General features: G+C 58.8%; 22 protein-coding genes. 12 read left to right on the forward strand and 10 right to left on the reverse strand.

Translation table 11 applies throughout. The features are described from left to right. The 4 genes from TRM7615_RS16680 to TRM7615_RS16695 form a co-directional block, all read right to left on the reverse strand. Positions 1-690 carry a DUF502 domain-containing protein gene (locus TRM7615_RS16680; RefSeq protein WP_108789558.1) on the reverse strand — a complete coding sequence of 230 codons (690 nt, stop codon included), beginning with the start codon at positions 688-690 and terminating at the stop codon, positions 1-3. Positions 691-769: 79 nt separating this feature from the next. Beyond that, on the reverse strand, positions 770-1,684 hold the full coding sequence (locus TRM7615_RS16685; RefSeq protein ID WP_108789560.1) for a pseudouridine-5'-phosphate glycosidase: 915 nt from the start codon (positions 1,682-1,684) through the stop codon (positions 770-772). After that, on the reverse strand, positions 1,681-2,574 hold the full coding sequence (locus TRM7615_RS16690; RefSeq protein WP_108789562.1) for a PfkB family carbohydrate kinase: 894 nt from the start codon (positions 2,572-2,574) through the stop codon (positions 1,681-1,683). The genes TRM7615_RS16685 and TRM7615_RS16690 overlap by 4 nt, the downstream gene beginning before the upstream one ends. Before the next feature lie 45 nt (positions 2,575-2,619). Then, positions 2,620-3,423 carry a DUF4198 domain-containing protein gene (locus TRM7615_RS16695; protein ID WP_108789564.1) on the reverse strand — a complete coding sequence of 268 codons (804 nt, stop codon included), beginning with the start codon at positions 3,421-3,423 and terminating at the stop codon, positions 2,620-2,622. On the opposite strand from TRM7615_RS16695, the gene TRM7615_RS16700 reads away from it, so the two are divergent. Then, positions 3,422-4,567 carry a HupE/UreJ family protein gene (locus TRM7615_RS16700; protein ID WP_108789566.1) on the forward strand — a complete coding sequence of 382 codons (1,146 nt, stop codon included), beginning with the start codon at positions 3,422-3,424 and terminating at the stop codon, positions 4,565-4,567. The two genes, TRM7615_RS16695 and TRM7615_RS16700, sit on opposite strands and share 2 nt — an antisense overlap. Here the strand turns inward: TRM7615_RS16700 and TRM7615_RS16705 are convergent. After that, positions 4,564-5,184 carry a thiamine phosphate synthase gene (locus TRM7615_RS16705; protein WP_108789568.1) on the reverse strand — a complete coding sequence of 207 codons (621 nt, stop codon included), beginning with the start codon at positions 5,182-5,184 and terminating at the stop codon, positions 4,564-4,566. The genes TRM7615_RS16700 and TRM7615_RS16705 overlap by 4 nt on opposite strands. Before the next feature lie 166 nt (positions 5,185-5,350). Between TRM7615_RS16705 and TRM7615_RS16710 the strand changes: the two genes are divergently transcribed. From TRM7615_RS16710 to TRM7615_RS16730, 5 genes are all read left to right on the forward strand, one after another. Continuing rightward, the gene (locus TRM7615_RS16710; protein WP_108789569.1) at positions 5,351-6,097 is read left to right on the forward strand and encodes an RNA methyltransferase; all 747 of its coding nucleotides are present in this window, start codon (positions 5,351-5,353) and stop codon (positions 6,095-6,097) included. A gap of 60 nt (positions 6,098-6,157) precedes the next feature. Further along, a complete protein-coding gene (gene ctaA, locus TRM7615_RS16715) occupies positions 6,158-7,303 on the forward strand; it encodes a heme A synthase (RefSeq protein ID WP_108789572.1) in 1,146 nt (381 codons plus the stop codon). 6 nt (positions 7,304-7,309) lie between these two features. After that, positions 7,310-8,779: a carboxypeptidase M32 gene (locus tag TRM7615_RS16720; protein ID WP_108789573.1), complete on the forward strand. Its 1,470-nt coding sequence runs from the start codon at positions 7,310-7,312 to the stop codon at positions 8,777-8,779. A gap of 79 nt (positions 8,780-8,858) precedes the next feature. Then, positions 8,859-9,548 carry a GNAT family N-acetyltransferase gene (locus TRM7615_RS16725; RefSeq protein WP_108789574.1) on the forward strand — a complete coding sequence of 230 codons (690 nt, stop codon included), beginning with the start codon at positions 8,859-8,861 and terminating at the stop codon, positions 9,546-9,548. Between the two features lie 42 nt (positions 9,549-9,590). Then, positions 9,591-10,058, forward strand: a complete 468-nt coding sequence (locus TRM7615_RS16730; protein WP_268877557.1) for a GNAT family N-acetyltransferase — start codon at positions 9,591-9,593, stop codon at positions 10,056-10,058. A gap of 229 nt (positions 10,059-10,287) precedes the next feature. Here TRM7615_RS16730 and gyrA read toward each other — a convergent pair whose 3' ends face one another. Continuing rightward, on the reverse strand, positions 10,288-13,017 hold the full coding sequence (gene gyrA, locus TRM7615_RS16735; protein WP_108789576.1) for a DNA gyrase subunit A: 2,730 nt from the start codon (positions 13,015-13,017) through the stop codon (positions 10,288-10,290). Between the two features lie 192 nt (positions 13,018-13,209). Here gyrA and TRM7615_RS16740 point away from each other — a divergent pair, with 192 nt between their 5' ends. Further along, the gene (locus TRM7615_RS16740) at positions 13,210-13,479 is read left to right on the forward strand and encodes an usg protein (protein WP_108789578.1); all 270 of its coding nucleotides are present in this window, start codon (positions 13,210-13,212) and stop codon (positions 13,477-13,479) included. Positions 13,480-13,554: 75 nt separating this feature from the next. Continuing rightward, positions 13,555-14,250, forward strand: coding sequence for a lipid-binding SYLF domain-containing protein (locus tag TRM7615_RS16745; protein ID WP_108789580.1), 696 nt, complete (start codon positions 13,555-13,557; stop codon positions 14,248-14,250). Between the two features lies 1 nt (position 14,251). On the opposite strand, the gene TRM7615_RS16750 is transcribed toward TRM7615_RS16745, so the two are convergent. Further along, positions 14,252-15,205 carry a radical SAM protein gene (locus TRM7615_RS16750; RefSeq protein ID WP_108789583.1) on the reverse strand — a complete coding sequence of 318 codons (954 nt, stop codon included), beginning with the start codon at positions 15,203-15,205 and terminating at the stop codon, positions 14,252-14,254. Between the two features lie 156 nt (positions 15,206-15,361). Here TRM7615_RS16750 and zwf point away from each other — a divergent pair, with 156 nt between their 5' ends. From zwf to pgi, 3 genes are read left to right on the forward strand one after another with little or no spacing between them, the layout of a single operon-like run. Then, on the forward strand, positions 15,362-16,828 hold the full coding sequence (zwf, locus tag TRM7615_RS16755) for a glucose-6-phosphate dehydrogenase (protein WP_108789584.1): 1,467 nt from the start codon (positions 15,362-15,364) through the stop codon (positions 16,826-16,828). Between the two features lie 10 nt (positions 16,829-16,838). Beyond that, complete coding sequence (pgl, locus tag TRM7615_RS16760; protein ID WP_108789585.1) at positions 16,839-17,507, forward strand: 6-phosphogluconolactonase; 669 nt, start codon at positions 16,839-16,841, stop codon at positions 17,505-17,507. A gap of 8 nt (positions 17,508-17,515) precedes the next feature. Beyond that, on the forward strand, positions 17,516-19,123 hold the full coding sequence (pgi, locus tag TRM7615_RS16765; protein WP_108789586.1) for a glucose-6-phosphate isomerase: 1,608 nt from the start codon (positions 17,516-17,518) through the stop codon (positions 19,121-19,123). A 1-nt stretch (position 19,124) separates the two neighbouring features. On the opposite strand, the gene TRM7615_RS16770 is transcribed toward pgi, so the two are convergent. Continuing rightward, the gene (locus TRM7615_RS16770) at positions 19,125-19,601 is read right to left on the reverse strand and encodes an acyl-CoA thioesterase (protein ID WP_108789587.1); all 477 of its coding nucleotides are present in this window, start codon (positions 19,599-19,601) and stop codon (positions 19,125-19,127) included. A 178-nt stretch (positions 19,602-19,779) separates the two neighbouring features. On the opposite strand from TRM7615_RS16770, the gene TRM7615_RS16775 reads away from it, so the two are divergent. After that, positions 19,780-21,399 carry a long-chain-fatty-acid--CoA ligase gene (locus tag TRM7615_RS16775; RefSeq protein WP_108789588.1) on the forward strand — a complete coding sequence of 540 codons (1,620 nt, stop codon included), beginning with the start codon at positions 19,780-19,782 and terminating at the stop codon, positions 21,397-21,399. Positions 21,400-21,434: 35 nt separating this feature from the next. Here the strand turns inward: TRM7615_RS16775 and TRM7615_RS16780 are convergent, their stop codons facing one another. Together TRM7615_RS16780 and TRM7615_RS16785 are read right to left on the reverse strand one after the other, a co-directional pair. Next, the gene (locus TRM7615_RS16780) at positions 21,435-23,057 is read right to left on the reverse strand and encodes a mechanosensitive ion channel family protein (RefSeq protein ID WP_235824118.1); all 1,623 of its coding nucleotides are present in this window, start codon (positions 23,055-23,057) and stop codon (positions 21,435-21,437) included. Continuing rightward, positions 23,054-24,220, reverse strand: a complete 1,167-nt coding sequence (locus TRM7615_RS16785; protein WP_235824119.1) for a mechanosensitive ion channel family protein — start codon at positions 24,218-24,220, stop codon at positions 23,054-23,056. Before TRM7615_RS16785 ends, TRM7615_RS16780 begins: the two co-directional genes overlap by 4 nt. Between the last annotated feature and the right edge of the window lie 891 nt (positions 24,221-25,111).

Here is a 25,111-nt window from a genome sequence, read left to right on the forward strand (position 1 = left end):
TCACTCTTCGTCGGGCGGCGACAGCGGGTCTTTGTCGTTGGGGTAAACCAAGCCTGCCGAGATAACCAGTTTGGCGGCATCTTCGATGCTCATGTCCAGATAGATGATGTCTTCTTCGGGGAAGAAGAGCAGAAAACCGGATGTCGGGTTGGGTGTGGTGGGGACAAAAACGCTGACCAGATTGCCACCGGTTTCAGCGCGGTCCGCGACCTCGCCTTTGGCATCGGTCGAGACAAAGCCGATGGCCCAGATCCCGCGACGCGGGTATTGAATCAGACAGGCCTTTTCAAAACTGCGCTCGGTTTGCGCAAATACTGTTTCCGAGATCTGTTTGATACCGGAATAGATCGAACGCACAACCGGCATCCGATCGACCAGACCTTCGGCAAAGTGTATCAGTGAGCGCCCGATCAGACCCTTGGCGATCCAACCCACGATAATCGTGAAGATCAGGAAAAAGATGACACCGACGCCGCGCAGGTTGATCCCGATGTATTCCTCGGGCTGGAATTGGTGCGGAACCAACGGCAGGACAAAGCTGTCGAACCAGCCAACAACCGTCCACAACAACCACAGCGTCAGCCCGACCGGTGCAATGACAACGATCCCTGTCAGGAATGACGCACGCAGTCCGGCAAAAAGGCCGGGGCGGCGATGGTGATGAGGTTCCTCGTCAAAAGGCGTGTTCATTGAGTCTTCCGTCCGTTCCGCCGCTGAACCTATGCACGAATTGGCCCGCCGACAATGGGGCGGTGGGCCAATCTTGGTGTCACGAGGAAATCTTGATCAATTCCTGTGCAATCGATGCCGCCAGACGGGCATTGTTGCGCACCAGTGCGATGTTGGCGGTCAGTGAGCGGCCTTCGGTCAACTCAAAGATGCGTTGCAGCAAATACGGGGTAACGCCCTTGCCGGTGATGCCATGTGTGTCGGCGTCTGCTTGGGCCGCCTCGATGATGGGCGTCAACTCTTCGGCGGGGATCTGGTCACCTGCAGGTATCGGGTTGGCCACAAGTTGACCGCCGGGCAGGCCAAGGGCGCTGCGCGTGGCGTGGGCTTGGGCGATCTGCGCGGCGTCATCCATGCGCAGCGGGGCGGACAGGGGCGATTGCGCAGACCAGAAGGCAGGAAAGGCGTCCTGACCATATGCGATAACCGGCACGCCGAGTGTTTCAAGAACCTCGAGCGTTTTGGGCACGTCGAGGATTGCCTTCGCACCGGCGGCCACGACAGTGACGCGGGTTTGAGCCAGTTCGTGCAGGTCAGCCGAGATGTCGAATGTGGTCTCGGCCCCTTTGTGAACGCCGCCGATACCGCCGGTGGCAAAAACCTCAATCGCGGCATACTGCGCCGCAATCATGGTGGCGGCCACAGTGGTGGCCCCGGTGCCGCCCGTGGCGAGGCAGGCGGCCATGTCAGCGCGCGACAGTTTGGCGACGCCTTTGGCCTGACCCAGCGATTGCAGCTGATCAGCTTCCAGCCCCACGTGCAGCTTGCCGTTGATCACGGCAATGGTGGCCGGGGTGGCGCCTGCGTCGCGGATGTCCTGTTCCACCTGTGCCGCAACTTCAACGTTCTGGGGGTAGGGCATGCCGTGGGTGATGATGGTGCTTTCCAGTGCCACGATGGCGTGGCCCGCGTCTTTGGCGGCGCGGACTTCGGATGACAGAACAAGGTCGATCACAGTGGGGTGTCTCCTGAAACATAGGTGGCCGCGGCTTGCAGCGCGCGGGCAAGGGCGTCGGCACGGGATGCGCCGCTGGCCTCGGCCGCGATATGGGCGGCCATGAAAGTGTCGCCAGCACCGGTCACGCGGGTGACCAGCACTTCGGGCGGGGTTTGACTGAAAAGATCGTTGGCGTCGGCTTCGGTTGCGGCGTTGCCACCATCGGTGACCAACACGCGCAAGGCGCCGCGGGCCAACAGGCCACGTGCGGCGTCGGCAGAGGTGTCGAACTGCGTCTGACAGAGCAGCCCGGCCTCTTCGAGGTTCACATAAAGCGTGCCGTGGCCCGAATTGACAATAGGCAACAACCGTTCGGCCTTGCCGGGCGAGGCGGGGGCAACGCGCAGGTCGGCGGCAGCGAAGGCTGGGCTATGCGCGATATCTTTGAGAAGAGCGGCGGTCAGATTGCCGTCCAATGCGACAAGGCCGTCGAACGGTGTATCAGGGGCACCAAGTGCGCCGTCTTCCAGCGGACCAAGAATTTTGGCTCCTGCCGCTTCAAGCGAATGCGCATCGGCAATCGCCGCGATCAGACCATTGGCCCCCTCAACAGCCATATAGCGATCCGTTGGCAGATCGTCGGAGCGGTAGACCAAATCGGTCCGCATGCCCATTTGCTGGCAGGCATTGATCAATTCGTCGCCCTCGGGGTCGCGACCTATGGCAGTCAGCAGGGTCGGGGTCATGCCGAACCGGGCCAGCGTCATGGCAATATTCAAGGCCACGCCACCCGGCAGGCGGGTGATGCGGCCCGGCACGTCCGAGCCCTGGCGCATGTGGCTGGCGGATCGTCCGATGATGTCCCACAGGACGGATCCGATACACAGGATGTCTTTACGCTCTGTCATTTGCTGTACATGCCGCAGCGCGCAAGGCAGCGCAAGAGTTGGGCGTCAGCGGTCCGGCACAAAGAAAGTGAGCGCCGCCCAATGGGTGTCCCAGACCACTTTACTGTCGTCGGGCGCAGGGCGCAGTACCACGGCATCGAGTAGATAAGTGTGGCCGGGACGGGTGGGGATCTGGGCCTGGCCCATGTCATCGGTGTGTAGGGTCTTGATGTGTACACCGCCGGTCGGGGCGCGTTCGAAAATGGTGATCTGTGTCTGGGTCAGGGGTTCGTCCTGATAGAGGAGCTGCACTGGAAGCCCTTTCGAAAGGTCGTCCGTGTATGGGTTTGCACCCGCAATGAGTTCAACCTCCATCCCCGTCACAAGATCCGCGCCAGAACCATCACCCACAGCGATCAGGGCCTTGGCGTATCGCGTGTAGCTTTCATAAAATCCATCCTTGGGCAGGCCGCGCGCAAGATGGCGAGACAGGACGTCTCCAAACCCTTTTTCGTCGACGAAGGCCTGGAACTTGGGCCACTCGTGATACTTGAGTGTCGATGGTTGGGTTTGATGCACGATGACCAATAGTCCCGGATCCTCGAGTGTCGTTTCCAGTGCGGGGATGTCCCCCATCCGACCCACATACGGCGCGACCTTTCCGCTCTTGTGCAACTCGAACCGGTCGATGCGGGTATCGAAAAACATCTGCGGGCTGCCCTCAAACCCTTGACCGATCACAAGATCGGCAATCAGGGGTGTGCCGGTTTCAACTTGATATTTTTCTGGTTCGATCCAAAACTCGTGTCCAAGGGCCAGCCTTGGCAGGGGCAGGCAAAGAGCAATTAGCAAAAGCAGACGGGGCAACATGCGAAAAACCTATGTTGGGCTGATCAACAAGCTGCGGTTCTGGGCCGTGCTGTCAACCCTGTGGCTGCTGATCATAGAGGTCACCGGGGCCGCTGCGCATGAAGTGACGCCCACCATCGGTGATCTGAGCGTTCAGGATGACCAGTTGCGGCTGGAGTTGCGCTTGAACGTCGAGGCCTTTGTAGCCGGGATCGATCTGGACGGTATGGCGGACACGAATGCATCAGACCTGTCGGAACGCTACGACGAGCTGCGCGAGATGGATTCAGTGACGCTGGAGCGTCTGGTGCGCGAGTTTGCGCCCATCTGGGTTGCCACGATCTGGGCCGAGGCCGGTGCGCCGATTGTCTGGAACTATGAGGGGATCAGTATTCCCGTGGTCGGCAATCCCGAGCTGCCACGCGCGTCCGAGCTTTTGTTGGTTGGGGACTTGCCCGATGGCGCGCGCGCCGTAACGCTGACGTGGCCGGACGGGGCTGGCGCTTTGGTGCTGCGCCAGCAGGGCGTCGAACAACCCTATACCGGCTATCTGCAAGGAGGGGAGACCAGCCCGCCGATCGCCTTGGACGGAGGTGCCTCGCGCAGCGCGTGGGAGGCATTTGCGGCCTATGTCCCGGTTGGCTTTGACCACATTCTGCCGCGTGGCACCGATCACATCCTGTTTGTGCTGGGGCTCTTTTTCCTCAGTGCACGTCTGCGTCCGCTGCTGTGGCAGATCACGGCCTTTACGCTGGCCCACACCGTCACGCTGGCGCTTGGCACGCTGGAAGTGATCACCATCAGCCCCGCCATTGTCGAGCCTCTCATTGCGCTGTCCATCGTCTTTGTCGCGGTCGAGAACGTCTTTACGCGCGCTCTGAACCCCTGGCGACCTTTAGTGGTCTTTGGCTTTGGTCTGTTGCATGGACTTGGCTTTGCCAGCGTGTTGGGAGAGTTCGGCCTGCCGCAGGATCAGTTCTTTGCCGCGCTTTTGGGGTTCAACGTCGGGGTTGAACTGGGGCAGCTGGCGGTCATCGTCGCCGCGTTCCTGACTGTGGGTCTGTGGTTTCGCAACAAATATTGGTACCGAGGCCGGATCGCGATCCCGGCCTCGATCGTGATTGCCTTGATCGGGGCATACTGGTTCGTCGAACGGGTGGTTTAACTCATCGCCGCGATGAGGGTGTTCAGAGCGGCCAGCGGGTCCTCGGCGCTCCAGATCTCGTCCCCGATGCCAAAGAAATCGGTGCAGGGGGTCAAGGTGCGGATCAACTCGGGCGTCAACCCGCCTTCGGCCACGATCGGTACCTCGACCACATCGGACCACCATTGAAACAGATCGGTCGCAGCGGTCGTACCGTCCCCCAGGGCAGAGCTCCCCACGGGACCGAAGCTGACGTAATCCACACCGGCCTCACCTGCGTTCAATCCGTCATGGCGCGAAGTACCACAGAAACTGCCGACGATGGCATCAGCGCCCAATTCCTTGCGCGCGGCGCGCACCGATTTGGCGGCATCGGTCAGGTGGACCCCATCCAGGCCAAGGCGTTGCGCCATCAAAACGTGATCCGAAATGACAATGGCGATGTCCCGGGCATGGGCCACTTCGCGCACTGCATCAGCTGCACGGGCAACGTGATCCTCGTCGGTGCTGGCCAGTGACAGGCGCAGGCAGGCAATCTCGGCCCCGTCGAGAACGCGGGCGAGCGTGTCGGGGTAGACATCAAGATCCAGGCTTGTTGGCGTGGAAAGATAGATCTGCGGCAGCTCGGGCGTGTCCATGGGCGTTGGTCCTTATCCGTGTTTGGCGCGGTTTAGCGGATTGCGCGGGGGAAGGAAACTTTGAAGGAAACTTTATTGCCCGCATCTTGCCGCGAAAACAGCGCCGTCTCTTGCCCTGCGGCCCACACGGCAGTAGAGCAGGCAGGATTTTTCGAAAGGTGAGACAATGCCAAGCGAGACCGCGCAGCCCTCATTCGTGCTGGTTCGGCCCCAGATGGGGGAAAACATTGGTGCCGCCGCGCGGGCGATGTGGAACTTTGGCTTGGACCGGATGCGCATTGTGGGCCCACGTGATGGCTGGCCCAACCCCAAGGCGGTTGCGATGTCGAGCGGGGCCGGGCGGCTGCTGGACGAGGCGCAGATCTATGACGATCTGGCGGGCGCTTTGTCGGACCGGACATTTGTTTTTGCCACCACTGCACGGCCACGTGACCTGACCAAACCGGTTTACAGCCCGGAACATGCGATGAAGATGGCGGCTGAAATGGTTGCGGCTGGCGAACAGGTCGCGGTTCTTTTTGGTCCCGAACGGGCGGGTTTGGAGAACGATGATATCGCCAAGGCCAATGCCATCATCTCGGTCCCAGTGAACCCGGAATATGCCTCGCTCAACCTGGGCCAATGCGTGCTGCTGACGGCCTATGAATGGATGCGCCAAGCTGGCGACGTGACCCATGTGTCCGAGGTGCCGGGCAACAAGGGCGATTGGGCCACCGGTGTCGAGATCGAGAAACTGGTCGATCATTACGAAGAGCGGCTGGAGGAGGCCGGGTTCTTTTATCCCGCTGCCAAGGCCGACAACATGAAGCTGAACCTGCGCAACCTCTGGAGCCGCATGCGCCTGACCCGCGCGGACGTGCAGCTGCTCCATGGGATCATGCGGCAAATGGTGCGCTGGAAAGAACGCGGCTAGAACTGGACGCCGAGGGGCCTCCGACATAGCTTGCCCAACAAGACAACACCCGAGGTAGCGATGAGCCAGAAGCGCAATATCTTTGAGGAGGTCTCGGACGAGGCCCGCGACGAGCAGACCGTGCAGCCCGGCATGATTGACCGGGGCCGCGGCGGCGCGCGCAAGGCGATCCGGGCGTGGTTGATGGTGCTCTTTGGGCTCGTGGTGGCGATGATCGTTGTGGGTGGGCTGACGCGGCTGACCGACAGCGGGTTGTCGATCACCGAATGGCGCCCCGTGACCGGGGCGCTGCCACCGATGTCCGAGGCCGAATGGCAGTCGGAGTTCGACAAATACAAGCAAATCGACCAATGGCGTATTCAGAACCAGTGGATGGAACTGGCTGATTTCAAAGAAATTTACTGGTGGGAATGGGGGCATCGCCAACTTGGGCGTCTGATCGGTGTCGTTTGGGCTTTGGGCTTTTTCGGGTTCATGGCCGCGCGCAAGATCCCAACCGGTTGGACCGGACGGTTGTTCCTGTTGGGTGTTCTGGGCGGCGCTCAGGGCGCAATCGGTTGGTGGATGGTGGCGTCCGGCGTGACGCAGGGCGAGGGGATGACCGCGGTTGCGAGCTATCGCTTGGCGACGCATCTGGGGCTGGCCTTTGTGATCCTGGGCTTCATCGCCTGGTACGCTTACATGCTAGGCCGCGACGAGCGTGACTTGATGCAGGCGCGGCGTGCGAAAGAGGCCAAGTTGTTTTCGCTGTCTACCGGGTTGATGCATTTTGCCTTTTTGCAGATCTTAATCGGTGCTTTTGTCGCGGGCATCGACGCGGGCCGGTCGTTCACAGACTGGCCGCTGATCGGCGGGCAGCTGTTGCCGCCTGACATGTCGGTTCTGGACCCATGGTGGCGCAACCTGTTCGAAAGCCCCGGTCTGGTGCAGTTCATCCATCGCTGTGCGGGCTATCTGCTCTTTGCATTTGGCGTCGTCGTCTGGATGCGAGGCCGTCAGAGCGCCCATCCCCAAACGCGCTTTGCCTTTAACGCGGTCTTTGCGGCCCTGTCGCTGCAAGTCGTTCTGGGCATCACCACCGTTGTTTACGCCGCGCCGTGGCACATCGCGATTGTGCACCAACTGCTGGCTGTGATCCTTTGGGCGCTGATCCTGCGCGCCCGCTTCCTGAGCGCTTACCCAGTTGCAACATCTGTTCGAGGATAATCACATATGACTGCTTTTGACCAATTGATGGCCTTTCAACGCGACACCTCTGCCCTGGGGCAGATCGCCGGGCGTCTGGGCTGGGATCAAGAAACAGTCATGCCCAGGGGGGCTGCGGGTCAACGCGGCCAGGAAATGGCTGCGATCGAGGCCGTTCTTCACGCGCGTAAATCCGATCCTCGCGTAGCGGACTGGTTGGAGGCCGCCGAGGCCCCGGACGAGGCGGGAACTGCGCAGTTGCGCGAGATCCGACGGGCGTATGAGCGTGCTCAGAAAGTGCCTGCCGATCTGGCCAAAAAGCTGGCGCAGGTGACGTCCGAGGCGCAAGGAAAATGGGCCCAAGCCCGCGCCGATGAAGATGTGGCTGCCTTTCTGCCGGTTCTAGAAGAGGTGGTGGCGCTGAGGCGCGAAGAAGGGGCGGCCCTGGCCAATGGCGGTGACATCTATGACGCGATGGTCGAGGATTATGAGCCTTACACCACCAGCGACGAGATCGCCGCGATCTTTGACGCCATGCGCCCCCGCCTGGTGGCCCTGCGCGCCGCCATTCTGGACCAGCCAATGCCCAAGGGCGTCAGCGGTACTTTTGATGAGGCCACGCAAATGCAACTGTCGGAAAAGCTGGCGCAGGCGTTTGGCTATGACATGAGCCGGGGTCGTGTGGACAAGGCGGTGCACCCGTTCAGCTCGGGCAGTGGGTCCGACGTGCGCATCACCACGCGCACCAGCCCCACCGACCCGTTCAACTGTTTCTATTCCACCATTCATGAGGTCGGCCACGCCGCCTATGAGCAAGGCATCGACCAGTCATTTCAACTCACCCCGCTGGGACGTGGCGTTTCGATGGGGGTGCATGAAAGCCAAAGCCGGATCTATGAAAACCAGCTTGGCCGCTCGCGCGCCTTTACCGGCTGGCTGTTTGAACAGATGAAAGACGCATTTGGCGACTTTGGCTTGCACACGCCGGATGAATTCTATGCCGCCGTCAACAGGGTCCAGAACGGCTATATCCGGACCGAAGCTGATGAGGTGCAGTACAACCTGCATATCATGCTGCGGTTTGATCTGGAACGCGCCTTGATGCGTGGCGATCTGAAGGTGGCGGACATCGAAGCCGCCTGGAATGATCGCTTCAAGGCGGATTTCGGCTATGACGTCGACCGGCCTTCGAATGGGTGCTTGCAGGATGTGCATTGGTCGGTTGGCCTGTTTGGGTACTTCCCAACCTATTCGCTTGGCAACGTCTATGCGGGCTGCCTTTACGAGGCGCTGCGCGACGCCGTTCCAAATCTGGACGACCAACTGGCCCAAGGCGACACATCAGGGGCTACGGGTTGGCTGCGCGAAAACCTGCAGCGTCACGGCAGCCTCTATGCGCCGCGCGACGTGATCGAGCAGGCCAGTGGAAAGGCCCCCGGACCAGATGCGTTGCTGGGCTACGTCGAACGGAAATTTGGCGGTATCTACAGGCTGTAACGTCGAAAACGGGTCTCAATCGTGCCCCAATGATGTGCTTGTCTGCGCTGGATCCTAAACGGAACAGCCGCAGGCAATCATGGGCCACGCGATAGATAGATTTGAGGCACAAACCCTGTTCCGGCTCGACACGGGCCGGGCGTTCGATCATATTCTCCCGATTTTCGAACGAGTGCATGCCGCCGATGATGATGCCGGGGTGCATCTGAGCTGGCCTTGGCTGCGGAGCTTGTTTCATGATTACCCTGGCCGCTGTCGGATCTATGCCTTGTCGCTAACGGGCAGGATCTGGGATGCGCGTGCCTTTCTTCCCCTGCGTCGCGATCTGCATTGGAGTGAGACGCGGCAGGAATTTGTCACCCGTTACGCCGCCATGGGAATGCTCAACATCGCGGATTACACCGGCTTTGTGTGTTCCGATGACGCGGTGATCGGTGGCTTTGCACAGGCCCTTCTATCCGAACCCTGGGCGCGTTTGTCGTTGAGGTTCGAGGCCACCGGCCGCCGTGCGCGCAGCTTTGCAGCGGGTTTCGATCCGGCGGAGGTCGCTGTCAAATGGTCGGGTGGCCGGTCCTCCAACGGCACCATTGACAATCTGTTGTGCCCGCGGATTGCGGTGCCCGACACGCCCGAGGGTTACATTGCGCAACTGAGCAAGAAGATGCGCAAGAAGTACCGCCGCGCCCAATGGCAGGCCGACGCCATGGCGGCCAAGATGCACCTCTCTGCGCCGCATCAGCAGGCCGCGCATCTGGACCTGATCCTGTAGCGTTGGTCAAAGTTCTGGAACGGAAAGAAACCTGCCTAGGGAATAGCCCGACTAAGGACGCGGTATCATCAGCATCTAACCCGTGCCATGCAGATGGGAAACCTGCAGCTGATCACCCTGTGGGCCGGGGATCGTTTCCTCGGCGGAACCGCCAATTTGATCGACCGCCAATTGGCGGTCCTCCACAGCGTTGCCGAAGGGCGTGATGATGATGCAGGTGTGGACGTTGGTATCCTTTTGAGTGTCGAGATGGTGTCGCGTGCCGCCCAAATGAGGGTGTCGTGGGTTGACCTGGATCACGGCGACTACGATTACAAATATCGCTTGGGTGCTCAGGACCGCAGCGTAAGCTACCTGACCCTGCGACGCCGTAGCCGATCTCGGGCCATGCAATTTGATCCGGCCATGGCACCCTTTGCGGTCAAAGCCACGCGAGAGTTCATTCGTGCCCAAGACCCGGACAAGGCGCGCACGGCGATGGCGCAATTGCGGCGACACGCTCTGGAATAACAACTTTCCTGCAACGAGATGCCTGCGTTCCGCGGTGCCGCGCCGAGCGACAAGCGAGGCGCCCGGCCCAACGGGAGGAGGTGTCCCGTCTGGGGCACCGTCGACGGGCGGGAGCACCCCGTTCAACTGTGAAATCAACCACTCTGTGGGGGTAGGTGTCTCCTACAAAGCAAAGAACCCGCCCTTGCAATGTACAGGGGCGGGTTCAACTCTATCGGTAACGGACGGTTCAGGCCTCGCCGTCGTCCTCATCACCTTGATCCGCGATCCAGGCCACGCTTACCACGCTTTCGCCCTTGCCGGTGTTGAACACCTTGACGCCACCGGCGCTTCGGGACCGGAAAGAGATGCCGTCAACGGGCACCCGGATCGACTGGCCTTTGGATGTCGCCAGCATGATCTGGTCGTCGATCTCGACCGGGAAGGACGCGATCAGCTCGCCGCCGCGCATCGCCTTGTCCATCGCCGCAACACCCATGCCACCACGGCCCCGGACGGGGTAATCATGGCTGGAGCTGAGCTTGCCCGAGCCGCCTTCTGTGATGGTCAGGATCAGGTTTTCAGCTGCCGACATTTCGGCATAACGCTCCTGGCTGATTGTGGCCATGGCATTGCCTTCCTCATCCGAACCTTCAGCATCGTCGGCCAGTCCGGCCACGGCACGGCGCATCTTCAGGTAGGCGGCCCGCTCGTCCGAGGTCGCCTCGAAGTGACGGATCACCGACATCGACACAACGTAGTCATCCCCGTTCAGCTTGATGCCACGCACACCGGTCGACTTGCGGCCCTTGAACACGCGCACATCGGTGGTCTGGAACCGGATCGCGCGGCCTGAGTTGGTGACCAGCATCACATCGTCATCTTCGGAACAGATGCGCGCGTTGACCAGTTCGACCTCTTCGGGCAGGTCCATGGCAATCTTGCCGTTGCGTTTGACGTTGGTGAAATCACTCAGCGCATTACGGCGCACGTCACCGGCGCTGGTGGCAAAGAAGATCTGCAGGTTCTCCCACTCATCCTCGGGCACATCGACCGGCATGATCGCCGCGATGGAGACACCCGTGGGGATCGGCAGGATGTTGACGATGGCCTTGCCCTTGCCGGTGCGTCCCGATTGGGGCAGGCGCCATGTCTTGAGCTTGTAGACCATACCCTCAGTGGTGAAGAACAAAAGCTGCGTGTGGGTGTTCGCAACAAAGAGCGTGGTGACTACATCCTCTTCCTTGGTCTGCATCCCCGACAGCCCCTTGCCACCGCGTTTTTGCGCGCGGAAATCGGCCAGCGGGGTCCGTTTGATGTACCCGCCCGAGGTCACGGTCACGACCATGTCCTCACGCTCGATCAGGTCCTCGTCTTCCATGTCACCGGACCAGTCGACGATTTCGGTACGACGATCGACAGCAAATTTCTCGCGGACTTCGCGCAGTTCATCGCCGATGATCGACATGATCCGCTCGCGCGACGACAGAATATCCAGGTATTCCTGAATCTTGGCAGCCAGTTCTTCCAGCTCGTCGGTGACCTCTTTGACGCCGATTTGCGTCAGGCGCTGAAGGCGCAGCTCCAAAATGGCGCGGGCCTGAACCTCGGTCAGGTTGTAGGTGCCATCGTCGTTCATTTTCGACAGCGGATCATCGATCAGGCGCAGATAGCTTTCGATCTCGGCCGCAGGCCAGCGGCGGGTCATCAACTTTTCACGCGCCTCGGCTGCGTCAGCCGAGCTGCGGATGGTGGCGACGACTTCGTCCACGTTGGATACGGCGACAGCCAAACCACACAGGATGTGGCTGCGTTCGCGCGCCTTGCGCAAATCATAGGCGGTGCGACGGGCCACGACATCCTCGCGGAAGTCGATGAACGAGGTCAGGAACCGGCGCAGGGTCAATTGCTCGGGGCGTCCGCCGTTCAGCGCCAGCATGTTGCAGCCAAAGGAGGTTTGCATCGGCGAGAAGCGATAGAGTTGGTTCAGTACTACTTCGGGCGTTGCATCGCGTTTCAGTTCGACCACCACGCGCACACCGTTGCGATCGGATTCGTCCTGCACATGCGACACGCCTTCGATGCGCTTTTCACGCACCGCTTCGGCGATCTTTTCGATCATCGAGGCCTTGTTCACCTGATAGGGGATCTCGTCGACGACGATAGCATAGCGGTCGCGGCGGATCTCTTCGACACGGGTCTTGGCGCGGATAATGACGCTGCCGCGCCCTTCGAGATACGCTTTACGCGCACCTGACCGGCCCAGCATGACGCCACCAGTGGGGAAGTCGGGGCCAGGGATATAATCGATCAGCTGTTCGGACGTCAGGTCCGGGTCATCGATCAGGGCCAGCGTGGCATCGACGACCTCGCCCAGGTTGTGGGGCGGGATGTTGGTGGCCATGCCCACGGCAATACCACCGGCGCCATTGACCAGCATGTTGGGGAACCGGGCGGGCAGGACCGTCGGTTCCTTGTCCTTGCCATCATAGTTGTCCTGGAAATCGACCGTCTCTTTTTCGATATCGGCCAGCAGCGCCGCGGCGGGTTTGTCCATGCGCACTTCGGTGTAACGCATCGCCGCCGGATTATCGCCGTCCATCGAGCCAAAGTTGCCCTGACCATCGAGAAGAGGTAGCGACATCGAGAAATCTTGCGCCATCCGCACAAGCGCGTCGTAGATCGCGCTGTCCCCGTGGGGGTGGTATTTACCCATTACATCGCCGACCGGACGCGCCGACTTGCGATAGGACTTGTCGTGGGTGTTTCCAGTCTCGTGCATCGCGTAAAGGATGCGTCGGTGCACCGGTTTCAGACCGTCGCGCAGGTCGGGAATGGCCCGAGAAACGATCACCGACATCGCATAGTCGAGATACGAGGTCTTCATCTCGGATTCGATGGATACCGTCGGCCCGTCGTACACGGGGCGCTCAGGTGGGGTTTCGTCCATGTTTTCAGGAGTTTCTGGCGTATCGCTCACGTATGCTGCCCGATCTTTGTCCAGGGTCTATATATTGTGGATGCACCTTATCAGAAGGGGCATATGGGGTGCAAGCAAGCTGCTCACCGGATTGTCAGAAATCCGTCACGAAACGATAACGCATTGTTTTTGGACGCCATTAACCATTCCTGTGCTAGGGTGAAGAGACCGAACCAGAAATGGAGGTCAAGAATGGAGCAGAGCGAAACAGAACTGATGCTCAAAGGGTATGGGCTGACGACAGCGGAATTTTTCTATCACATGCCCGATTACATACACGTCCTGAATACATTCGTCTGGCAGGACTACGATCTGGCACCGGACCACCCGAAACTGTTCAAATTTGTCGAATTCTGGCAGCGCGAGATCGAAGGCCCGCTGCATTCCGTGCGCTTCACCCACCGCAAAATGATTTCTCCGGGAGAATGGCGCAATGTCGTTGGAGAGTTTCGGTTGAATTGATCGGCGACAAGCCAAGATTGTTTTGATCAAAGTATCGGGGCATAGTCCAATCGCGCTTTGGGTTGGGGGGTAGCCATGCTGCGAATTGGACTTGTTACGGTTCTGGTCTTTCTGGCTGGCACGGCGACGGCTGAGAAACTGTGGGACAAGGTGAAAAAGGGCGCGGAAAGCGCCGCAGAAACCGTTGGTGAAGGCGCTCAATCTGTCGGAAGCGCGGTGGAGCAGGGCGCCAAGGTGGTTGGTGAAACCGTGAATTCAACGACCGAGTTGGTCAGTAACGAAGATACGCCAGAAGCGACGCGGGCCAGACTGGACGCCATGTCAGAGCAAATCCTGGCTCAATTGCTGGCGGAAAACGCTGATGCGCGTCAGCTGTTTGACCAAAGTGCGGGTTATGCTGCGTTTGATAGCCGAAAGGTGACCGTGTTCCCAGTAAGCGCCGGGTATGGGCGTGGGGTTGCGGTGTCCGGTTCCAATGGCGCACGTACTTATATGAACATGGGTACGGGCGGCGTAGGGGCTGCATTCGGGATTGGTGGTTTTGTAAGCAAGTTCGTGATCATGTTCGAAACGCAGGCTGACTTTGATGGCTTTGTCACCAATGGGTATGACGCGACTGCCGAAGCAGGCACCATGCAGGGGCAGGAAAGCAGCAATGAAACCGTGCGTTTTATCGAAGGGCGCTCATTTTTTGTACTGGGCAAAACAGGCTGGCGGGTAAACGCAAACGCCAGCGGCACGAAATACTGGCCATCTCCGGAACTAAATTAGGCTAGGCTGAACAACTTGCCCCGCCCAAGACACAAAACTTGGCGCAATGGGGGTGGTTCAATTGCACATCGGCTTCGGCCTGTTCAAGAGTTTGACCCATCTCGAATTCAGGCGAATAGGGCAGGAGGGTACACGCCAGAACTGCCGGTTTGTCGGCGCCCTTGCGTTTGACCACCATCCGAGAATTCGAGCACATCACGGAACCCGGGCTTTTTCCCAGGATGCCCCAGCACGCGGTGGTGATTTCGGGCACTTCAACCGTTTCGTCCATTTCCGGGAACAGCACGGTTTGTCCAGGGTTCTGTGCGTCGATGTCGAACTCATGTTGGGCAAAGAAAGCCGCATAACCTGCGCGGCTTTGAACCTCGTCATGGTCCCAAAGGGTACGGCCTGCAATGGCCATTTTGAACCCGTGATCGCGCAGCCACCGCATGCCTTCAAGTGTCTTGGCAAAGCTGCCTGTGCCGCGTTCTTCATCGTGCAGGTCGGGGCGATAGTGATCGACCGAGATCCGCAGCGTGAGCTTGTCGGCGTAATCCCGTTGCAATTCCAACAACCCCTCGCGCATGGATTTGCGCATCATCGGACGCATGGCGTTCGTCAGGATCAGTACCTCGAATCCGCGTTCAAGCGAGACCCGCGCCATGTCGATCATCTCGGGGTTCATGAACGGCTCGCCACCGGTAAAGCCGATCTCGCGGATGGGCCATTTGCGTTCGGCAATCTGATCAAGATAATCGCGCACCTCGTCCGCCGTGATGTAGACAAGCGCGTCATTGGTCGGGCTGCTGTCGATATAGCAATTGACGCACTGGATGTTGCACAGGGTGCCCGTATTGAACCACAGCGTTTCCGGGTCGACCAGCGCGACCGAGGCGCGAGTTTCTCCTTTGGCTGTCACAAAACTGTCTTCGAACTTGCCGACATTTGCGATCTGCGATCCGAGGTCTTTCATGAACTTTCACCTTGCTGCCCGAGGTTTGATCTAGCCTATTTCGGGAAAGAAGTTAAAGTCGCCGATGATCGTCTGACAGACTTGTGAAGCATTGGGATTGAATAATTGTTTGCGCTAACATTGGACTTTGCCAGTAAGAGAGCTTAAGGACGGATCATGGTTTCACGTGTCATCCCGGTCGATCCCTTCGACCTGATCATATTTGGCGGCACAGGCGATCTTGCACGGCGCAAGATCTTGCCCGCATTGTTCCGCCGGTATTGTGCGGGGCAGATTCCGCAGGAGGCGCGGATCATCGGGGCTGCGCGTCGAACGCAGGATGCGGATGCCTATCGTGCGTTTGTCGCTGATGCGATCAAGGAATTTACGACGCCGCGCCACTGCGAAGATGGCACGCTGGACGGGTTCCTGTCCTGTCTGGATTACGTGGCGGTTGACGCCCTCGGTGCCGCAGGGTGGCAGGAATTGTCGGCCAAGATCACGGGCGACCGGGTGCGGGCCTATTACTTTTCGGTCGGGCCGCGTCTGTTCGGTCCCTTGGCCAAGCGCACCAAGGCGCATGGGATGGTCAATGACCAGACCCGGATCGTGGTCGAAAAACCGTTTGGTCATGATCTGGACAGCGCCAAGGCTCTGAATGCGACGCTGGCTGATCATTTCCACGAAAGCCAGATTTATCGCATCGACCACTATCTGGGCAAAGAGACGGTGCAGAACCTGATGGCCGTCCGGTTCGGCAATATGCTGTTCGAACCGCTCTGGAATAGCCAATACGTCGATCACATCCAGATTACGGTGGCCGAAAGCGTGGGTGTGGGTGGCCGCGGCGAATATTATGATCGCGCAGGCGCCATGCGCGATATGATGCAGAACCATCTGATGCAGCTGTTGTGTCTGATCGCGATGGAACCGCCGGCCAAGTTCGACCCGGATGCCGTACGCGACGAAAAGCTCAAGGTGATCCGAGCTCTTGATCCGGTTGAGCCGCATCACATCGTACGCGGACAGTATCTGGCGCGCGATGGCGAGGCCGAGGAGCATCCAAGCTATCGTGAGGCGGTGGGAAATCCGCGCAGCACCACCGAAAGCTACATCGCGCTGCGGACCCACATCAGCAACTGGCGATGGGCCGGTACGCCGTTTTACCTGCGCACGGGCAAACGGCTCAAGGCGCGGTCGTCCGTGATCAACGTCATGTTCAAGGACGCACCGCATTCCATCTTTGGCGCCGATGCCGGACGCCATGCCAACGTCTTGTCGATCCGCTTGCAACCGAACGAGGGCATCACCCTCAAGGTGACGATCAAGGAACCGGGGCAAGGTGGCATGCGTCTGGTGGATGTGCCGCTGGACATGTCCTTTGCCGAAGCCTTGGGGCCTGAGGGGCAGGATCCGCCTGACGCATATGAGCGGCTGATCATGGACGTGGTGCGCGGCAACCAGACACTGTTCATGCGCGGGGACGAGGTCGAGGCCGCCTGGGCTTGGACTGATCCGGTGATTGCCGGATGGGAGGCGCGCGGTGACGTGCCCAAACCTTATGAAAGTGGCAGCACGGGACCCGGCGACGCCGAGCTGTTGATCAAACGTGATGGTCGCCATTGGCAGGGGATTAACCCCTGAGAGTGATGCTATGAGATTGGTGGAATACGCAGATCGCGACATGCTGGCCATTGATGTGGCCAATGTTTTGGCGGGCGCTTTGGAAACGGCGCTTTTGCGTCATGAGACGGTGTCCTTTGCGGTGCCGGGCGGTACCACGCCGGGGCCGATTTTCGACGCGCTCTGTGCGGCCAATCTGGAATGGGATCGGGTGCATGTGCTGCCCACAGATGAGCGCTGTGTTGACGAGGGCGATGAACGCTCGAATGCAAGGCTGATCAAGGAACGGCTTTTGACCAACAGGGCGTCTTCCGCTGTATTCCTGCCGCTCTTTGGCGGCGGCACAGCCGAGCAGAACCTGGCCGAAACCGAGGCGATGCTGGCCCCGCATTTGCCGCTGTCAGTGCTGTTGTTGGGCATGGGCAATGATATGCACACCGCTTCGTTGTTCCCGGGGATGGAGGGGCTGGATGCCGCACTGGCCTCGGACGCGCCGGTGCTGACTGTTGCCCGACCTGAAACGCAACCCGAGGCCCGCGTGTCGTTGACCGGGCCTGTGCTGGACGGGGCGTTGTCCAAGCATCTGGTGATCTTCGGGCCGGAAAAACGCGATGCACTGGACCGTGCCATGACCATGCCCCCCGAAGAGGCACCAATCTCGGCCGTGTTGAACAACACCAATGTGTATTGGGCAAAATAGGTAGACTGATGTGGGATGAGCTGAACCGCCTGCGTGACGAAGATAAAGATCGTCGCATCATGGATCTGTTTGAGCGCGATGAGGGGCGGGCCGATGGGTACTCGGTCGAAACCGGTGATCTACGGTTCGACTATTCCAAGACATTGATTGATGAAGCCGTGCGCGCGGCGCTGATCGACTTGTGTGACCAGATCGATCTGGGCGGTCGCCGCGATGCGATGTTTGCAGGCGCAGCCATCAACGAAACCGAAGGGCGTGCGGTTCTGCATACGGCGCTGCGCAATCTGGACGGTGGGCCGGTTCTGGTGGACGGTCAGGACGTGATGCCCGGCGTGCTGGACATGCTGGCGCGCATGCGTGCCTTTGCCGAGGATGTGCGCCAAGGCGTGTTTGCCGGTGCAGGCGGCGCGATCACGGATGTGGTCAACATCGGCATTGGCGGTTCGGATCTGGGCCCGGCCATGGCGACACTGGCCTTGGCGCCCTATCACGACGGGCCTGCGTGCCATTTTGTGTCGAATGTGGACGGGGCTCATATTGCCGATGTTCTGGGTTCGCTAGACCCGACGCGCACCTTGGTGATCGTTGCATCCAAAACCTTCACCACCATCGAAACCATGACCAACGCACGTACCGCACGCGCTTGGATGTCGGATGGTGGCGGTGATCCGGGGCAGCAGTTTGCGGCCGTGTCAACCGCGCTGGACAAGACCAACGCATTCGGCATCCCGCCCGAGCGCGTGTTCGGTTTTGAGGATTGGGTTGGCGGGCGCTATTCGGTCTGGGGGCCAATCGGGTTGCCGGTGATGCTGGCGATCGGGCCGCAGGCCTTTGACGCCTTCTTGCGGGGCGGGCAGGCGATGGATTTGCATTTCCGGTCCGCCGAATGGATCGAGAATATGCCCGTCTTGCTGGCTTTGACTGGTCTTTGGCACCATCAGATCTGCGGCTATCCAACCCGCGCGGTGCTGCCCTATGATCAACGCCTGTCCCGTTTGCCTGCTTATTTCCAACAGCTTGAGATGGAATCAAATGGCAAGTCGGTCGCAATGAATGGATCCGCGCTGACCGTGCCTTCTGGTCCGGTCGTCTGGGGGGAACCAGGCACCAACGGCCAGCATGCGTTCTATCAGTTGATCCACCAGGGCACCGGCATTGTGCCTTGCGAATTCATGGTGGCCGCCGAAGGTCACGAACCCGATTTGGCGCATCATCACCGCCTGCTGGTGGCCAATTGCCTGGCCCAGTCCGAGGCCTTGATGCGTGGCCGAACACTCGACGAGGCGCGCGCGCTGATGGCAGCGGGTGGGATGACGGGGGATGAACTGGAGCGACAAGCGCGCCATCGTGTGTTTGCGGGCAACCGCCCCTCGACCACGTTGGTTTATCCGCAGCTGACACCCTTTGTTCTGGGGCAGATCATCGCGCTTTATGAACACCGCGTGTTTGTCGAGGGGGTGATCCTGGGTATCAACTCTTTCGATCAATGGGGCGTCGAATTGGGCAAGGAACTGGCCACGTCACTTGCCCCCATCGTTGACGGTGATCAAAGTGCGGATGGAAAAGACGGATCAACTGCGGCCTTGGTCGATTTTGTTCTGAAACACCGCTCCTAAATTACCCCTCAGGCGTTGCACCATCGCGTTTGACAAAAACCTCGCGCAGCGTTTGCGGCAGCGGGTAGCGTCCCGACCCGTCGGGGCGTAACACGACCATCACGCCGGTCAGCGTGGCCCGCAAATCGCCAGACCACAGTTGTTGTTCAATCGTAAAAGACGTGTTGCGGAACCGCGTGACCCGGGCGGTGGTCACATAGATCTCATCCATTACCATTTCGCGGATGTAGTGAATGTTGGCGCTGCGGATCACCAGGCGCGGCGTTTCCAGACCCTCGTAACAAAAGGCGCAAAGATTATCGAAATACGACACTCTCAGGGTCTCGAACCATTCGATATAGGCCTTGTTGTTGACGTGGTTCAGCGGGTCGAGTTCGGCAAACCGCACCTTGTCCGCCAACGCCAGCGGTTGTGGGGCGTCCAGGCCAAAGTCCAATTGTTCTTTTGCGGTCAACGGTGTGTGAAAACGAATATCCATACCCGCATGGCTAGAGATCGCACCTCAGCAGCGCAAGCCGCGTTTTTCGAAGACGTTGCGGTACGGTTATGACTTGACATATCGAGCTCGGATCAATTGTCTGACATTTGATTGTGGAATGCCTGAAACAGGTGAGGATCGGCCGGGAACAGGGCCGAACATATGGGAGGATTTTGGGATGCTCGGACAGATGATGACGCAACCCTTGCTGATTTCGTCACTCATTGATCACGCCGCGCGGTATCATGGACAGACCGAGATTTGGTCTGCGAAAACCGGCGGGGGGATCGAACAGACCAATTGGGCTGGGATCGCAGAAAATGCCCGTTGTTTGGGGGCAGCTTTGACGAACTTGGGTTTGGAGCCACAGACCCGCTGTGCGACCTTGGCCTGGAACAACCGACGCCATCTTGAGATCTACTATGGCACATCGGGGGCAGGGTTTGTCTGCCACACCATCAACCCGCGTCTGTTCCCCGAACAGCTTGTCTACATCGTCAATCATGCGCAGGATAAAGTCCTGTTTCTGGACGAAACTTTTGTGCCGCTGATCGCACCTCTGTTGGATCAGCTTGAAACACTGGAACATGTCGTTCTGATGGGGCCGCGCAACGAGGCGGCGGCCGAAAAGATCCCGGGGTTGAAGTTTTACGACGAACTGGTGGCCCAAGGTGATCGTGACTTCCAGTGGCCGGATTTGGATGAAAATACGGCCTCAAGCCTTTGTTATACATCTGGAACGACCGGAAACCCCAAGGGTGTTCTCTATTCCCATCGGTCGACGGTTCTGCACAGTTTTGCGTCAAATACGCTTGACTGCGTGGGGTATTCTGCGCGGGACGTTGTGATGCCGGTGGTGCCCATGTTCCACGTCAATGCTTGGGGTTCACCCTATGCCAGTGCCATGTCAGGCGCGCGAATGGTACTGCCTGGGGCCGATCTGCAAGGTAAAGCACTTGTCGAGCTGATCGACAGCTACGGCGTTACGCTTGCCCTTGGTGTGCCGACGATCTGGGCGGGATTGCTGGCCTATGCGCGTGAGAATGACACGACGCTTGCAAGCCTGACCCGCACGGTGATCGGCGGCTCGGCCTGTCCGCCGTCGATGATGGATGAATTCCGGGATGTTTATGGCGTCGAGACCATCCACGCCTGGGGCATGTCCGAGATGAGCCCGCTGGGGTCCACCAACACCCTTCTGGCCAAGCATCTGGACCTGCCAGAAGCAGAGCAGCACAAATTGCGAGAAAACCAGGGGCGGCCGCCGTTTGGGGTCGAGCTCAAGATCGTGGACGATGAGGGCAAAGACCTGCCGAATGATGGGGAAACCCAAGGCGACCTGATGGTGCGCGGGCATTGGGTGCTCGACAGCTATTTCCTGAAACAGGGAGAAGAGCTGTTGCAGGACGGCTGGTTCGCGACCGGAGACGTGGCCACGTTGGATGCTGACGGATACATGACGATCCGCGACCGGTCCAAGGACATCATCAAATCGGGCGGTGAATGGATCAGCTCGGTCGAGCTTGAAAACATCGCTGTCGGGCATCCGCAGCTGGCCAGTGCGGCGGCCATCGGCCTGCCTCATCCCAAATGGGACGAACGCCCCGTGATCGTTGCCGTTCGGGCCCCGGATCAGGATGTAAGCGAAGCGCAGATTCTAAGCTGGTTCGATGACAAGGTGGCGAAATGGCAGATCCCGGATCGGGCTGTCTTTGTTGATGCCTTGCCCCTGGGTGCAACAGGCAAGGTGCTGAAGCGCGAGTTGAAAGAGCAGTTCCGCGACTTGCTATCCGAATGATTGGGAAGGGCCGGTCGCTGGGACCGGCCCAAACCTTAAGCGTCATCTGTCGACGAATGAGCCAGTTTCCCGTCCCAGGGCGCTTCGGGAATTTTGGGCACCTCGGGGTCCGAGATATATGACGGCGTCATGATCTGGGTCCCGTTTTCATTGAACACATCCACGATGTTTTCATGCAGGTCCGAGCGGATCTTTGGCAGACTGGAGCCCCTTGAGGTAAAAGCGTTGACCTCATAGTTGATCGCATAGTCCGCCAGCTGCGTCCAAAGCACAAACGGGGCAGGGTTCTTCTTGAGACCCTGGGTCCGGTGCGCCGCCTCGATCAGCATGGCCTTGATCTTTTTCGGGGGCTCCTCGTACCCGATGCCGACGGTGGTATGAACCAGAATGCCGCGTCCATCGACCTTGCGCGAGAAATTGACGACCTCGGAATTCAGCAGCTGAGCGTTGGGTATACTGATCATCTCGTTCTTGATCGACTTGATGACGGTTTCCATCAGCTTGATTTCGACCACATCCCCAATCTTGTCGCCCACCTGAATGCGGTCGCCCACGTTGGTGCTGCGCCGGTAGATGACAAAAAGGCCGGCCATCATGTTGGAAACGACCGTGTTCGAACCCAACGACACCATAACACCCGCCAGAATGGTCAGCCCCTGAAAGGCCCGCGAACCCGAGCCGGGGATATAGGGATAGGCAAAGACCAATGCGATCACGATGATCAGGATCTTGGTCAAAAAGAACGTGGGACCGATCCAGTGCTTTTCGAAATCGGCGATCTCGAACACACCTTGTTCCAGGTTGTCAAAGAAGATCCCGATGCCTTGGATCAGATACCGCGCGATCAGGGCGATGATGCCCAGCATGATCAGGTTTGGTAGGTATGCAATGATAGCGCGCATCACGCTCAAGAGGGGTTCACTGACGTATTTCAGCAAAAGCTCTGCCACCGGTCGGGTTTCGGCAAATGCCAGCAAAACAAAGCTCAGATAGTAGTAGAACAGGATCAGATAGCAGGTCCACATAAAGATCATGACAAAGAAATTGACCAGGCTGGTCAGGGCTTTGCGTTGTAGAATAGACTTGGTTGCTGCCTCGACCTGGGCTGTCCGTTTCCGGGCCAGCTTTTCGACAAAATCCGACACTTTCCTGCGGCGTGTGAAAAACAGAAAACTCACGATCAGGAACCCGGCCGACCAGGCCACGGCGCTCAGGGCGCTGTCAATTCGAGCCGATTGAGATCGGTTTTCGCGGTACTTCAGAATGGCGGCTTCGATCGCCTGGGCCTGAAGGCCTGCAAGCACGTCAATTTCCATCTGCTCGAATTCCGCGTCCGCCACGGTGGTGACCGAAATCATCCTATCATTCACCAGGATGTCTTCGCCGAACTCGCCTCTTTGGATCGTGATCTCGAACCTGTCCGAGGCCATCGCGTTTGCAGCTTCGATTATGCGGTCCTGAATGCGTTCTGCCCGTTTTTCTGCAGGCAGGGCGCTCGACCCGCGGATTACAAACAATTCGTCGCCGTCTATGATCACGGGGGCCAGAAAGGAAGGATCGTCGCGAGTTGTTTCCTTTGATGTCGGACGTTCCGATTGGGCCGAAACCGAGGCGGCGGTTAGGATGCAAATGAATAGAGCACAAAGGAAGATTCTCACCGCGCGGCTCCTTCGACTGGGATCAGATGAACATCGCGCTGCGGGAATGGGATTGAAATGCCATTGGCATCGAATTCGATTTTGGCCTGACCGGTGAGATCCCAAAACACCGTCCAATAGTCGTCGTTCTTGGCCCAGGGGCGGCAGAAGATGTTGACGGAACTTTCTCCAAGCTCGCCGACAAAGATCTCGGGTGCTGGATCCTTGAGGCAAAGCTCATGTTGCGCAACCAGTTTCGTGAGCACTTCGATGGCCAATGCCGCGTCGTCAGAGTACCCGATGCCAAACACCAGATCGACGCGCCGGGTTTCGGAGGCGCTGACATTGGTGATGATATCGCCCCAGATCTTGGAGTTGGGAACAACAATGATTTGGTTGTCGAAGGTTCTGATCTTGGTCGACACAACGGACATTTCATCAACAAACCCTGACGAGCTCCCGACCTGAATGTAATCGCCCGTGTCGAACGGTTTCAGCACCATGATCATCAACCCGCTGGCCAGGTTGCCCAATGTCTCTTGCAGTGCAAAGCCCAGGATAAAGGACAACCCGCCAAAGACGGCAAAGAGCGGTGTGACATTGACCCCGAACAGCCCCAGAACCACCAGAACGCCCAAAACCATCACGGCCCAGAATACGGCCGTCGAGATGAAGGATTTGAGTAGTTTCGACAGCGTCGGCACTCGTGTCAGGCCCCGAATTGTCATCCGGCGTGCCAAGCGTGCGACCAACATCAGCGCCCAAATCGCGACCATGATCGTTAAGACACTGATCAGAAAACCCAAACCCCCATCTGTGTCGGTTAACCAATCCAAAGCGGCGTTCATCAGGGTTTTGGGGTCTGTCGTTCGCAGTGCACCCGCAGTCGCCGCATAGGCGTAGTCTTGATAGGGCTTGATCTCTTCCGGTGAGGCACCTTTTCCTTGCCAAGCTGTTATTGCGGTTTGAAAATTGTCTAAGTAGGACTTGTTCGTTTGTTGCACCAGCGTCAATTGCTTTCGCAAGTCTTCTGCTGCGGTATCCGAGGAAACTTTGATATCCAGGTTCAAGTTGGACAACAGCTCAAGGTGTGATCGCAAATGCGCCTGCCAGCCCTCGACAACTTGCGCCATTTCCGACGCTGTCAGCGGAACCAAAAGGATATTCAGATCCTCCAGCGACACGTTTGCCTCAAGCGCACGCGTAACCAGTTCTGAAACCTCTGAAGAGGTGTTATCCTGGAGTTCTTCTTGAGGTGTTTCTTGGGCTAGGGCCGGTGAATGTGCTGTAGGTCCTGCTATGAAAATCGCGACAACAAAAACTCTCAAAACCGCAAATAGTCGAGTAAGGCAATTCATGTTCTCTCCCTCTGAACAGTTTTATTGTCTATTTCTCTGAACCTTACTGTGCTGCAATTATGAGTTTCAGGCAATGCGGGTGCAATTGCGTCGGTCTTTGGGAACTCGACTAGCCCGTATGTGAGGGGTGAAACCAGCGCGTCGGCGGGCTGAAACATATCCAGCACGGACCGTGTCGTAAGCGACGTCTGAGCCAAAAAACTTTTTGAAGACGCTGGAGCGGGTAACGGGAATCGAACCCGTAACTTAAGCTTGGGAAGCTCGCGACGTATCTCTCAATGTCCCCTGTTTTATGGGGTCTGGCGCGGTGAAGCGCAAGGGTTTCTCCAGAATTTCTCTGAATTGAAGTGGTCTGAAGCGTATTCAGGCGGTGTCTCTGGGCGCTCTCTTGCGGGCCAGTTCGGCGGTGGCGAGCTGGTTGCCGTGGGCGTCGAGGGTGATCAACGCTTCTTTGGACAGCAGGGTGTAGTCTTCGATAAAGAACGGGGGGCTGAATTGCGGTGCGCATTGCGGCAGTCCCGGCCAGCTCTATCAGCCGGGCTTGGACACTCAGATCTTCGAACGGCCTCAGGATGTCTTGATTGAGAAAGTGGTCTTCCCCCACTGAAGTGGTCCTCCGCTATGTTTAGGAAAACGGAGGAAACACATGGCCAACAAGCGACCAAAGCCTGAGGAGATTGTCACGAAGTTGCGGCAGGTTGAGGTTCTGACGGGGCA

Source organism: Falsiruegeria mediterranea M17, from assembly GCF_900302455.1.
In the GTDB taxonomy this organism is placed as follows: Bacteria; Pseudomonadota; Alphaproteobacteria; order Rhodobacterales; family Rhodobacteraceae; genus Falsiruegeria; species Falsiruegeria mediterranea.